Origin of the sequence: Pseudorhodoferax sp. LjRoot39, from assembly GCF_964253035.1 — a bacterium.
In the GTDB taxonomy this organism is placed as follows: Bacteria; Pseudomonadota; Gammaproteobacteria; order Burkholderiales; family Burkholderiaceae_C; genus Pseudorhodoferax.
This window is the reverse complement of record NZ_CAXUQL020000001.1, coordinates 3,004,535-3,016,302: the sequence shown is the minus strand read 5'-3', so window position 1 is coordinate 3,016,302 and position 11,768 is coordinate 3,004,535. Positions and strand designations below refer to the sequence as shown.

The window sequence follows — 11,768 nt, the reverse complement described above, 5'->3', positions numbered from 1 at the left end:
ATCTGATGGGATGGTGGCGCCAGCTGTTCACTCCGGCCGTGCGCGTCGCGCTCGGGCTGGTGTCGCTCATGGTCACGCTGGTGCTGATCGCCGAGATGTTCACGGGCTACCCGAGCGACCGCGGCGAACTGGTGCGCAACCACCACGCCCTGGTGACCCGCACCGTGGCCCAGGACGTGGCCAGGATGCTGAGTTCCGATGCCGCTGGCGCCCCGCAGCTGCAGCGCCTGCTGGCCGATGCACGCGCGCACGAGCCGCGGCTGCTGTCGGCCCGGGTGCTCGACCAGCATGGCCAGGTGCTGGCCCAGGTCGGCGATCACCAGCGCGGCTGGCACCTGGAGACCGGCAGCAGTTCCACGCTGGACAACATCCGCATCCCGCTGATGGTGGGCAACCAGCGCTGGGGCGAGATCCAGTTCGTCATGCAGCCGCTGTACCCGACCACGCTGGCGGGCTGGCTGCGCGAGCCGCTGCTGCACTGGCTGGCCTTCATCTCGGTGGTCGGCCTGCTGGTCTATTCGCTGTACCTGCGCCGCGTGCTGCGCCACCTGGACCCGAACGCCGCCGTGCCCGAGCGCGTGCGCACGGCCTTCGACACGCTGACCGAAGGTGTGCTGGTGCTGGACACCGTGGGCCACGTGATGCTGGCCAACAAGGCCTTCACGCTGGTCGACGGCCAGGAGGCCAAGGCCTTGACCGGCCGCGATGCCACGGACCTGCGCTGGCTGGTGGACAGCCTGCCGGCCGAGCGGCGCAATCCGCCGCCCTGGCGCCAGGCCGTGCAGGACAAGGCGCCCGTGCTGGGTGTGCCGATGCATGTGGTGCGGCCGCGCCTGCCGGCGCTGCGGCTGGTGCTGAACTGCTCGCCCATCACCGACAACGGCCGCGTGCGCGGTTGCCTGGCGAGCTTCGCCGATGTGACGGAACTGCAGGAGCGCACAGAGAAGCTGCGCGTGGCCCTGGAAGACCTGGGCGCCTCGCAGAAGGAGATCGAGCGCAAGAACGAGGAACTCACGCTGCTGGCCACGCGCGACGCGCTGACCGGCATCTTCAACCGTCGCTCGCTGATGCAGCAGGCCGAACAGCGCTTCGCCGAGGCGCGCGCCAACGGCACGCCGCTGACCTGCATCATGTGCGACATCGACCACTTCAAGGCCGTCAACGACAAGTACGGCCACGGCGGCGGCGACCAGGTGATCCAGGGCGCGGCCCGGGCGCTGAGCCGCGGGCTGCGCATCGAGGACTTCGTCGGCCGCTACGGCGGCGAGGAGTTCTGTGTGGTGCTGCCCGGCAGCACGCTGGTGCAAGCGCGCGAGGTGGCCGAGCGGCTGCGCGAAGACATCGCGACCACGCTGGGCGCCTCCCTGCGCGACCACCCCGGCGTGCGCGTGACCATGAGCTTCGGCGTTGGCGAACTGGAGGCTGGCATGGCGGACCCCGCCGCACTGATCGACCTGGCGGACCAGGCGCTGTACCACTCCAAGAAGAACGGCCGCAACCGCGTGACCGCGTGGCGCACCGAGGACACCGAGACGGCAGGAGCAGTTGCATGACGGACACCACGAACGCCCAGACCCGGCCCACCGTGCTGGTGGTGGACGACACGCCGGACAACCTCTCGCTCATGAGCGCGCTGCTCAAGGACCTGTACAAGGTCAAGGTGGCCAACCACGGCGAGCGCGGCCTGCGCATCGCCAACGCCGACCCGCCGCCGGACCTGATCCTGTTGGACATCATGATGCCGGACATCGACGGCTACGAGGTCTGCGCCCGGCTCAAGGCCGAGCCGCGCACGCGCGACATCCCGGTGATCTTCCTGACCGCGCGCTCGGAGGTGGAGGACGAGACGCGCGGGCTGGAGCTGGGCGCGGCCGACTACATCACCAAGCCGATCAGCCCGCCCATCGTGCTGGCGCGCGTGCATGCGCACCTGACGCTCAAGGCGCACGCGGACTTCCTGCGCGACAAGAGCGCCTACCTGCAGGCCGAAGTGGCCAAGCGCACGGCCGAGGTGCAGGCGATCCAGGACGTGACCATCATGGCCATGGCCTCGCTGGCGGAGACGCGCGACAACGAGACCGGCGCGCACATCCGGCGCACCCAGCTCTATGTGCGCCGGCTGGCCGAGCAGTTGAAGACGCACCCGCGCTTCTCCAACTACCTGACCGAGCGCACGATTGAGCTGCTGTACAAGTCCGCGCCGCTGCACGACATCGGCAAGGTCGGCATCCCGGACAACATCCTGCTCAAGCCGGGCCGACTCACCCCGGAAGAGTTCGAGGTCATGAAGAGCCACACCACGCTGGGCCACACAGCCATCGCCGAGGCCGAGCAGCGCCTCGGCATGAAGGTGGACTTCCTGTCGCTGGCCAAGGAGATCGCGCTGTCGCACCAGGAGAAGTGGGATGGCTCGGGCTACCCGCAGGCACTGGCGGGCGATGCGATCCCGCTGTCGGCGCGGCTCATGGCGCTGGCCGACGTCTACGACGCGCTGATCAGCAAACGCGTCTACAAGCCCGCGTTGCCGCATGCGGAGGCGCTGCGCATCCTGCAGGAAGGCCGCGGCAAGCACTTCGACCCGGACGTGGTCGATGCCTTCCTGGTCGTGGCCGAGGACTTCCGTACCATCGCGGAAACCCACCGCGACGAGGACTGATGCAGGCGCTTGTTCCCGACCCCTTCACCGCTGCGCGCCCCCGGCTGTTCTCCATCGCCTACCGCATGCTGGGCACGCGCGCCGACGCCGAGGACGTGGTGCAGGACGCCTGGCTGCGCTGGCACGGCAGCGACCAGGCGGCCGTGCAATCGGCCGAGGCCTGGCTGGTGACGACGGTCACACGGCTCGCGCTCGACCGGCTGCGCGCGGCCAAGACCGAGCGCGAGGCCTATGTGGGCTTCTGGCTGCCCGAGCCGCTGGTGGAACTCGACGAACGCACGCCCGAGGCCTTGGCCGAGCAGGCCGGCGAGCTCTCGGTGGCCATGATGTGGGTGCTGGAGCGGCTGGCGCCGGAGGAGCGCGCGGCCTACCTGCTGCGCGAGATGTTCGACCAGGACTACGCCGACATCGCCAAGCTGCTCGACAAGAGCGAGGCGGCCTGCCGCCAGCTCGTGCATCGGGCCAGCGAACGCGTGCAGCGCGAGCAGCCGCGCTTCGCCGTGCCGCGCGAGGCGCACCTGCGCGTGCTGGAGCGCTTCGTCGCGGCCGCGCGCAGTGGCGCGCGCGATGCGCTGCAGGCGCTGCTGGCCGAGAACGCCGAACTGATCGGCGACGGCGGCGGCAAGGTGCCCTCCTTCGGCAAGGTGCTGCAGGGCGCGTTCCGCATCGCCAACCTGGTCTACGCCACGTTCCGGCGCCACCCGGATGCCGTGGTCTACCGCATCGCCACGGTCAACGGCGAGCCGGGACTGCTGCGCTATGTCGACGGCCGGCTGGAATCGGCCCAGGCGTTCGTGACCGATGGCGAGAAGATCGTGACCATCTACGCCATCCGCAACCCCGACAAGCTGCGCGCGCTGGCGCAGCAGCCCTGAAAAAAAGAAAACGGGCCCGCAGGCCCGTTCTTCATGGTGAGGCGGCCGCTCAGCGCTCGATCGTCAGCGCCACGCCCATGCCGCCACCGATGCACAGCGAGGCGATGCCCTTCTTGGCATTGCGCCGGCCCATCTCGTGCAGCAGCGTGACCAGGATGCGGCAGCCGGACGCGCCGATCGGATGGCCGATGGCGATGGCACCACCGTTCACGTTGACCTTGCTGGTGTCCCAGCCCATCTCGTTGTTGACGGCGCAGGCCTGGGCCGCGAAGGCTTCGTTGATCTCCAGCAGATCGAGGTCGCCGGGCTTCCAGCCGGCGCGCTCCAGCGCCTTGCGCGCCGCCGGCACCGGGCCCATGCCCATGATGGCCGGGTCCAGGCCCACGGTGGCGAAGCTGGCGATGCGGCCCAGCGGGGTCAGGCCCAGGGCCGCGGCCTTCTTGGCGGTCATCACGACCACGCCGGCAGCGCCGTCGTTGATGCCGGAGGCATTGCCTGCGGTCACGCCACCGGCTTTATCGAAGGCGGGGCGCAGGCCGGCCAGGGCTTCGGCGCTGGTCTTCTTGTTGATGAACTCGTCGCTCGCGAAGACGATGGGGTCGCCCTTCTTCTGCGGGATCGTGAAGGGGACGATCTCGTCCTTGAACTTGCCGGCTTCCTGGGCCGCAGCGGCCTTCTGCTGGCTGCCCAGCGCCAGTGCGTCCTGCGCTTCGCGGCTGATGCTGTACTTCTTGGCCACGTTCTCGGCGGTGATGCCCATGTGGTACTGGTTGTACACGTCCCACAGACCGTCGGTGATCATGGTGTCGGTCATCTTCCAGTCGCCCATGCGCTGGCCGTCGCGCGAGCCCAGCAGAACGTGGGGCGCGGCGCTCATGTTCTCCTGGCCGCCGGCGATGACGATCTCGCTGTCGCCATAGGCCACGGCCTGGGCGGCCAGCATCACGGCCTTGAGACCGGAGCCGCACACGGCATTGATGGTCAGACCCGGCGTGGCCTGGGCCAGGCCACCCTTGATGACCGCCTGGCGTGCCGGGTTCTGGCCCGAACCCGCGGCCAGCACCTGGCCCAGGATGACTTCGTTGATCTGCTCGGGGCTCAGCTTGGCACGCACCAGCAGTTCCTTGAGCACGGCGGCGCCCAGTTCGGGTGCTGCAATCTTGGCGAGGCTGCCGCCGAACTTGCCCACGGCGGTACGTGCGGCGGCGACGATGACGATGTCTTCCATGGTGTCTCTTCCTAACGATGCTTGGGTTGCGGAAATCGGGATGTCGGAATCAGGCCTTGGCCTTGACGTAGCGGCCGGGCGCAGGCTCGATGGCCTCGTATTGTGCGCGTCCGTAGCCGCGCGGTGCGGCGACCTGGCGACCGGCATGGCCGGCCAGCCAACTGGACCAATCTGTCCACCAGCTGCCCGGATGCTCGGTGGCGCCGGCCAGCCAGTCCTGCACATCGGTGGGGAACTGGGTGTCGCTGCCGATCCAGTGGCTGCGCTTCTTCTTGGCCGGTGGGTTGATCACGCCGGCGATGTGGCCCGAAGCGCCCATCACGAAGCGCTTCTTGCCCGGCAGATGCTGGGTGGACGCGTAGGAGCCGCCAATGGGCACGATGTGGTCTTCACGCGAGCCGTAGACGTAGACAGGCATCTGCAGCTTGGAGAAGTCGATCTGCTCGCCGCAGACCGTGGCCTTGCCGGGTTGCACCAGCAGGTTCTCCAGGTAGGTGTTGCGCAGGTACCAGGCGTAGAAGGGGCCGGGCAGGTTGGTGGAATCGCTGTTCCAGTAGAGCAGGTCGAACGGCGGCGGCGTCTCGCCCTTGAGGTAGTTGCCCACCACGTAGTTCCAGACCAGGTCGTTGGGCCGCAGGAAGCTGAAGGTGGAGGCCAGGTCGCCACCGGGCAGGAGGCCGCCCTTGCCCATCTGCATCTCGCGGTACTTGACCATGTTCTCGTCGATGAACACGTCCAGGATGCCGGTGTCGGTGAAGTCCAGCAGCGTGGTCAAGAGCGTGAGCGCGGCAATCGGCTTTTCGCCGCGCGCGGCGAGCACGGCCGCGGCCGTGGTCAGGATGGTGCCGCCCACGCAGAAGCCCAGCGCGTTGATCTGCTTGGCGCCCGTGATGTCCTGCACCACGCCGATGGCCTGGATGGCGGCGTCCTCGATGTAGTCGTCCCAGGTCTTGTGCGCCAGCGACTGGTCGGGATTGCGCCAGCTCACGACGAAGGTGCGGTGGCCCTGCTCCACCGCGTAGCGGATCAGCGAGTTCTCGGGCTGCAGGTCGAGGATGTAGAACTTGTTGATGCAAGGCGGCACCAGCAGGAAGGGGCGCTCGTAGACCTTGGCCGTCAGCGGCTTGTATTCGAGCAGCTGGAACAGTTCGTTCTCGAACACCACGGCGCCCTCGGTCGTGGCGACATTGCGGCCGACCTCGAACAGGCTCTCGTCGGTCATCGACACATGGCCTTGCTGCATGTCGTGCAGCAGGTTCTGCATGCCCTTGGCGATGCTCTCACCCTTGGTCTTCAGGGCCAGCGCCTGCGCGTCGGCGTTGAACGCCATGAAGTTGCTGGGCGCCGAGGCAGCCATCCACTGCTCGACCGCGAAGCGCACGCGTGCACGCGTTTTCTCGTCGCCCTGCACGGCGTCGGCCAGGCTCATCAGGGTGCGTGCATTGAGCAGGTAGCTGGCGGCCGAGAAGGCGGCCACGGGGTTGCCGGACCAGGCCTCGCCAGCGAAGCGCCTGTCGCGCTGCAGCGACTGCTGCATGTTCTGGCCCCACAGGGCACCGACCTCGCTGAGGTACTGCTTTTGCAACTCCTGCAGCTTGTCGGGTGCGAACGACAGTGCCGGCAAGCCAGTCGCTGCGGGCGCCCCCATCGGCGTGCCCCCGGCTTGCTGCATGGCCTTGGTGAGCATGTCGCCCATCAGGCTCTGGAACTGCTGGGCAGCTTGCGCCCAGTCTGCTTGAGAATGCATTGCGTCTCCTCGACCCTCACCCCCCAGAATGCCTGGGGTAAACCCTGATTACAGCAGCACCCTGTGAGGTGCGGCAACTCTTTTTACGTTATGTATCTGGTCGTGATCGCCTGGATGTATGTGGCGCTGATGATGGCAGTGGCCGAAGCCACCAGTACACAGGGCACGCTGCTCGGTGCCCTGGTGACCTTTGTACTCTACGGCCTGCTGCCGGTGGCACTGGTGGTTTACCTGATGCTGGCGCCGGCCCGCCGCAAGATGTTGCGGGCCCGCGAAGCGGCCGAGTTTGCGGCCCAGCAGGAGGCCCTGCGCCAGGTTTCAGCCGGCCAGCCAGATGCAGGCGGCCATGCGCCCGCTGACGCGGTCGCGCCGGTGCGAAAAGAACCGTGAGGCATCGCCGACGGTGCACCACGGCGCGCTGCTGTCGTTGCCGTGGATGCCGTGCAACTCCAGTGCCGCCAGCCGCAGCCGCGCGAGCGCGGGCAGGTCGGCCAGCCACTTGCCCGCGGTGTGCGCACGAAAGCAGTCCGCTGCCGCCGCCGACTGCGCCACGAACGCGGCGCGCACCTCGTCACCGACCTCGAAGGCCGCCGGGCCGATGCAAGGCCCCAGCCAGGCCAGCCACTGCGCCTGCGGCACGGCGCGGCGCAGGCTCGCCACGGTGTGCTCGAGCACGCCCGCGGCCAGGCCGCGCCAGCCGGCATGGGCGGCCGCGACGGCGCGGCCCTGGGTGTCGCAGAACAGCACGGGCAGGCAGTCCGCGACCATGATGGTGCAGGCCAGGCCCGGCGCAAGGCTCATGCAGGCGTCGGCCACGGGCACGGCATGCGGACTGGGCAGGCACGCCACGGCCGTGCCATGGACCTGCTGCATGAACACCGGCGTGGCGCCCAGCCGTTCGGCCAGCAGGGTACGGTTGCGCTGCACGGCAGCGGCCTCGTCGCCCACGTGGTCGCCCAGGTTCAGGCTGGCGTAGGGCGGTGCCGAGACGCCGCCGTCACGCAGGCTCATCAGCGCCTGGACGTTGGCAGGCGCGGGCCAGTCGGGCAACAGCAGGTCCATCAGCCCTCGGAGTCCGGACAAGCCGAGGGCTGGGCCTGCTGCACCGCCGGCAAGGCCATGCCGGCCTCGTAGGCGGCCATGGTCAGCGGCAGGCCGGACAGGTCGACCGCGAAGCGCTGCGCGTTGAAGATCTGCGGCACCAGACAGCAGTCGGCCAGTGTGGGACGGTCGCCGAAGCACAAGGTCGCCGGGCCATGGGCCGCGCGCAGCTGTGCCAGCTGGCGCTCCACGGCCTCCAGCCCGCTGCGACACCAATGCCGGTACCAGGCGGTCTTGGCGCCGTCGTCGACCCGCAGCTCCTGCGACAAATACTTGAGCACGCGCAGGTTGTTGATGGGGTGGATCTCGCAAGCGATCGTCTGCGCCAGCGCACGCACCTGCGCGCGCGCGAGGGGCTCGCTGGGCAGCAGCCGTGGCTCGGGGTGCGTCTCCTCGAGGTACTCGATGATGGCCAGGGACTGCGACAGCGCCACGCCATCGACCTCGAGCACCGGCACCAGGCGGTCGGCCGACAGGGCCGCGAAGGCATCGCCGCGCTGCTCGCCCTTGACCAGGTGGATCGGCACATACGCGTACGGAATGCCCTTGAGCGCCAGCGCGATGCGCACGCGGTAGGAGGCAGAGGATCGGAAGTAGCTGTAGAGCTTCATGGCGGCGGGCGTCGGGGATCGGGCTGGCGATTATCCGCAGCGCTCAAGCGGCCGCGGCCAGCGCCCTGGCGGAATGGCGCGCCCGCAGGCGGCCGAACACGGCGCCGACCACCAGCGTGCCCAGCGCCCCGACCACCATGAGCGGCCGCGTGCCGTGCTCGGCCACCGACAGGCCGGCCAGCCACACGCCGATGGCCTGGCCCAGGAAGAAGCAGCAGGCAAACGAGGACACGGCGGCGCCACGGCGCTCGGGCGCCATCTGCGTGGCATTGGTCTGCAAGGTGTTGTGCAGCATGTAGAAGCCCAGGCCGGCCGCGAGGCAGCCCGGCACGGCCCACCACCAGGCGGGCGCCCAGGCCATGCCCAGCAACGCCAGCGCGACGATGGCACCGCCCCAGGCCGCCAACTGCGTCTCGCCCATGCGCGCCACCAGCGGCCGTGCGCCGAACGCGAACAGGATGCCGCCCGCGCCGAAGGCCATCAGCGTCGCGCCCGCGGCGGCCAGCGGCAGGTGGAACACCGTGTGCAGGTGCACGGCAATGAAGGCGAAGGCACCGAAGATGCACGCGCCTTCGAGGAACACGGTGGCCAGCACCACGCGTGCCCAGGGCACGGACAGCACCTTGGCGAACTCGCCGGCCATGCGGCGCACGGGGTTGCCGGCAGCGGGTGCGCCACTGGGCCGCGGCACACGCCGGCCGACGCGCTGCATGGTCAGCGCAATGGCGACAAACCAGGCCGCCAGCCCCCAGAACGGCAGGCGCCAACCCAGGTGGTCGGCCGCCAGGCCGCCGACGACCACGCCGCTGGACATGCCCAGGATCTGCCCGACCAGGAAGCGCGCGAGCACGGGCTGGCGGTCGGCATAGGCCACCATGTCGCCGATGAAGGCCATGGACAGCGGGATGATCGCGGCGGCCGCGATGCCACCCAGCAGGCGCGCGCCGACCAGCTCCGCATGGCCCGGCGCCAGCGCACTGGCCACCGATGCCAGAGCACAGGCCATGGCGGCCCAGCCAATGACGCGGAACTTGCCGAAGCGGTCACCCAGGGGGCCGAACAGCAACTGCGCCAGGCCGTAGGCCATGGAGAACACGGTGACCACCTGCGCGGCCTGTGCCAGCGAGACGGCGAACTCCTGCGCCAGCCGCGGCAGCAACGGGTCGGTCAGGCGCATGGCGAAGGCGCTGCCGAAGGCGGCGAGGCCCAAAGCAAGCAAGGCACCGGGCGGCAGGCCGCGCGGTGCCTCGGGATCGGAAGAAAAAGGCATCCTCCGATGTTAGGCAAGCCGCCCCGCCCGCGTGCGGGCGGGGTGAATCCCGTCTCAGCCCTGGCGTTCGGCCAGGAAGATCTCGACACGCCGGTTCTTGGCGCGGCCGGCATCGGTGTTGTTCTCGGCCACCGGCTCATGGGAGCCACGGCCCGCGGTCAGGATGCGCCGCGCATCGACGCCGCGCGCCGTGAGGTAGTCGCGTGCGCTGTTGGCACGCTGCAGCGAGAGCGGGTCGTTGACGGCGTCCGAGCCCGTGGAGTCGGTGTGCCCGATGATGCGCACCTCGGTGTTGGGCTGGTCGCGCAGGCCATTGGCGAACTGGTCGAGGATGGGGCGCAGCGTCGGGCGGATGTCGGCGCGGCCGGTGTCGAACGAGATGTCGCTCGGAATGTCCAGCTTGAGCTGGTTGTCGGCCGTCTGCGTCACGGCCACGCCGGTGCCGGCCGTGGCCTGCTCCATCTCGGCCTTCTTCTTCTGCATGTGCGAAGACCAGATGTAGCCGCCCAGCGCACCGACGCCGGCACCGATGGCCGCGCCGCGGCCCTGGCCGACCAGGGCGCCGACACCCGCACCCACGCCAGCACCGACGGCGGTGCCCTTTTGCGTTTCGCTCATGTTGGCGCAGCCGCCCAGGGCCAGTGCGAGCACCACGGCGGCGGCAACACCGGCGCGCGGAGCGCGCACCCTGGTCGTGGAGGAAGAAGAGGACATGTGTGTGGTCATGGAAGACTCCTGTTGTTGTGGCGCACAGCGGCATTGCACACCCGCCGCCGTCGCCGCCCGATGACGATGTGCTACGAGTTGTACCGGCGCCTTGCGGCGCCGGCCAGCCGCGATGGCGCCGACCGGCTGTCGGACGCGGCCTCGCGCTCGGGCACGCCGAAGCCGTGGCACACTGCCTCGCGCATCACAGGGTCCGCAGGGTGCGGGCCGCATTTCCCAGCAGAAAGGTTGCGATGAGCTTCGTCTTCCCCCCCGCCCCCACCGTCGCCGTGCCCGTGGTCGGCCAGTCCGCTACCTTTCCGGTGCACCGCGTCTACTGCGTGGGCCGCAACTACGCCGAGCACGCCAAGGAAATGGGCTTCACGGGCCGCGAGCCGCCCTTCTTCTTCATGAAGCCGTTCGATGCCGTGGTGCCCGTGGCCGCCGGCCAGACCGGCGCCATCGCCTACCCCAGCCTGACGAAAGACCTGCACCACGAGATCGAGCTCGTGGTGGCCATCGGCACGGGCGGCAAAAACATCCAGGCGGCCGATGCGCACAAGCACATCTTCGGCTATGCCGTGGGCCTGGACATGACGCGCCGCGACCTGCAGGGCGAGATGAAGAAGCAGGGCCGGCCCTGGTGCATCGGCAAGGGTTTCGAGCAGTCCGCGCCGATCGGCCCGATCACGCCCGTCGCCCAGGCCGGCGATGTCGAAAAAGCCGAGATCTTCCTGCAGGTCAACGGCCAGGACCGCCAGCGCAGCGATGTCTCCAAGCTGATCTGGAACATCGCCGAGACCATCGAACACCTGTCGGCCGCCTGGACGCTGCAGCCCGGTGACCTGATCTACAGCGGCACGCCCGAAGGCGTGGCGGCCGTGGTGGCGGGCGACGTGCTGTCGGGTGGCGTGGCGGGGCTGGAAAGCCTGACGGTCAAGATCACCGGCTGACACCGCCGCGTGACTGGCGGTGCGACACAGCGCCACCAGTCCTCTTACACTGCCCCGCCATGAGCATTCGCCCCCCCCTCAAGCACTGCCGCAACTGCGGCACCGCCGTGGTCTACCGCGTGCCGGACGACGGCGACACCAAGGAGCGGGCGGTCTGCCCGGCCTGCGCGACCATCCACTACGAGAATCCGCTGATCGTGGTCGGCACGGTGCCGGTGCTGGACGAGCGCGTGCTGCTGTGCAAGCGCAACATCGAGCCGCGCTGGGGCAAATGGACGCTGCCGGCCGGCTTCATGGAACTGGGCGAGACCACGGCCCAGGGTGCCGCGCGCGAGACCGACGAAGAGGCCGGCGCGGCCTACGAGATGGGCGAGCTGTTCAGCCTCATCAACGTGGTGCGTGTGGGCCAGGTCCACATGTTCTACCGCGCCCAGCTGCTGCACGACCGCTTCGACCCCGGCCACGAGACCATCGAAGCGCGGCTGTTCCACGAACACGAGATTCCCTGGGACGAGATCGCGTTCAAGACCGTGCGCGAGACGCTGCAGTGGTTCTTCGCCGACCGCAAGGCCGGCCAGTTCGGGATGCACCAGCTGGACATCGCGTAGCGGCGCAGGCCGCC

12 protein-coding genes are annotated in these 11,768 nt (G+C 69.3%); 6 read left to right on the top strand and 6 right to left on the bottom strand.

Annotated features, from left to right (window positions below):
* Positions 1–5 precede the first annotated feature (5 nt).
* The 3 genes from ACSQ4M_RS14270 to ACSQ4M_RS14260 are packed head-to-tail and all read left to right on the top strand — an operon-like array spanning position 6 to position 3,531.
* Positions 6–1,553, top strand: a complete 1,548-nt coding sequence (locus tag ACSQ4M_RS14270) for a diguanylate cyclase (RefSeq protein WP_436194011.1) — start codon at positions 6–8, stop codon at positions 1,551–1,553.
* Positions 1,550–2,656, top strand: coding sequence for a response regulator (locus ACSQ4M_RS14265; RefSeq protein ID WP_436190159.1), 1,107 nt, complete (start codon positions 1,550–1,552; stop codon positions 2,654–2,656). Before ACSQ4M_RS14270 ends, ACSQ4M_RS14265 begins: the two co-directional genes overlap by 4 nt.
* Positions 2,656–3,531, top strand: a complete 876-nt coding sequence (locus tag ACSQ4M_RS14260) for an RNA polymerase sigma-70 factor (protein WP_436190158.1) — start codon at positions 2,656–2,658, stop codon at positions 3,529–3,531. Before ACSQ4M_RS14265 ends, ACSQ4M_RS14260 begins: the two co-directional genes overlap by 1 nt.
* A 49-nt stretch (positions 3,532–3,580) precedes the next feature.
* On the opposite strand, the gene ACSQ4M_RS14255 is transcribed toward ACSQ4M_RS14260, so the two are convergent.
* Both ACSQ4M_RS14255 and phaC read right to left on the bottom strand, forming a co-directional pair.
* On the bottom strand, positions 3,581–4,759 hold the full coding sequence (locus ACSQ4M_RS14255; RefSeq protein WP_436190157.1) for an acetyl-CoA C-acetyltransferase: 1,179 nt from the start codon (positions 4,757–4,759) through the stop codon (positions 3,581–3,583).
* A gap of 49 nt (positions 4,760–4,808) precedes the next feature.
* Complete coding sequence (gene phaC, locus ACSQ4M_RS14250; protein WP_436190156.1) at positions 4,809–6,506, bottom strand: class I poly(R)-hydroxyalkanoic acid synthase; 1,698 nt, start codon at positions 6,504–6,506, stop codon at positions 4,809–4,811.
* Positions 6,507–6,596: 90 nt separating this feature from the next.
* Here phaC and ACSQ4M_RS14245 point away from each other — a divergent pair, with 90 nt between their 5' ends.
* On the top strand, positions 6,597–6,896 hold the full coding sequence (locus ACSQ4M_RS14245) for a hypothetical protein (protein ID WP_436190155.1): 300 nt from the start codon (positions 6,597–6,599) through the stop codon (positions 6,894–6,896).
* Here the strand turns inward: ACSQ4M_RS14245 and pgeF are convergent.
* From pgeF to ACSQ4M_RS14225, 4 genes are read right to left on the bottom strand one after another with little or no spacing between them, the layout of a single operon-like run.
* A complete protein-coding gene (gene pgeF, locus ACSQ4M_RS14240; RefSeq protein ID WP_436190154.1) occupies positions 6,825–7,568 on the bottom strand; it encodes a peptidoglycan editing factor PgeF in 744 nt (247 codons plus the stop codon). The genes ACSQ4M_RS14245 and pgeF overlap by 72 nt on opposite strands.
* A complete protein-coding gene (maiA, locus tag ACSQ4M_RS14235; RefSeq protein ID WP_436190153.1) occupies positions 7,568–8,218 on the bottom strand; it encodes a maleylacetoacetate isomerase in 651 nt (216 codons plus the stop codon). Before maiA ends, pgeF begins: the two co-directional genes overlap by 1 nt.
* Before the next feature lie 43 nt (positions 8,219–8,261).
* A complete protein-coding gene (locus ACSQ4M_RS14230; protein ID WP_436190152.1) occupies positions 8,262–9,488 on the bottom strand; it encodes an MFS transporter in 1,227 nt (408 codons plus the stop codon).
* Positions 9,489–9,542: 54 nt separating this feature from the next.
* Complete coding sequence (locus ACSQ4M_RS14225; RefSeq protein WP_436190151.1) at positions 9,543–10,214, bottom strand: OmpA family protein; 672 nt, start codon at positions 10,212–10,214, stop codon at positions 9,543–9,545.
* Positions 10,215–10,447: 233 nt separating this feature from the next.
* Between ACSQ4M_RS14225 and ACSQ4M_RS14220 the strand changes: the two genes are divergently transcribed.
* Positions 10,448–11,146, top strand: a complete 699-nt coding sequence (locus tag ACSQ4M_RS14220) for a fumarylacetoacetate hydrolase family protein (protein ID WP_436190150.1) — start codon at positions 10,448–10,450, stop codon at positions 11,144–11,146.
* Positions 11,147–11,205: 59 nt separating this feature from the next.
* Positions 11,206–11,754: an NUDIX hydrolase gene (locus ACSQ4M_RS14215; RefSeq protein WP_436190149.1), complete on the top strand. Its 549-nt coding sequence runs from the start codon at positions 11,206–11,208 to the stop codon at positions 11,752–11,754.
* Positions 11,755–11,768: the final 14 nt, after the last annotated feature.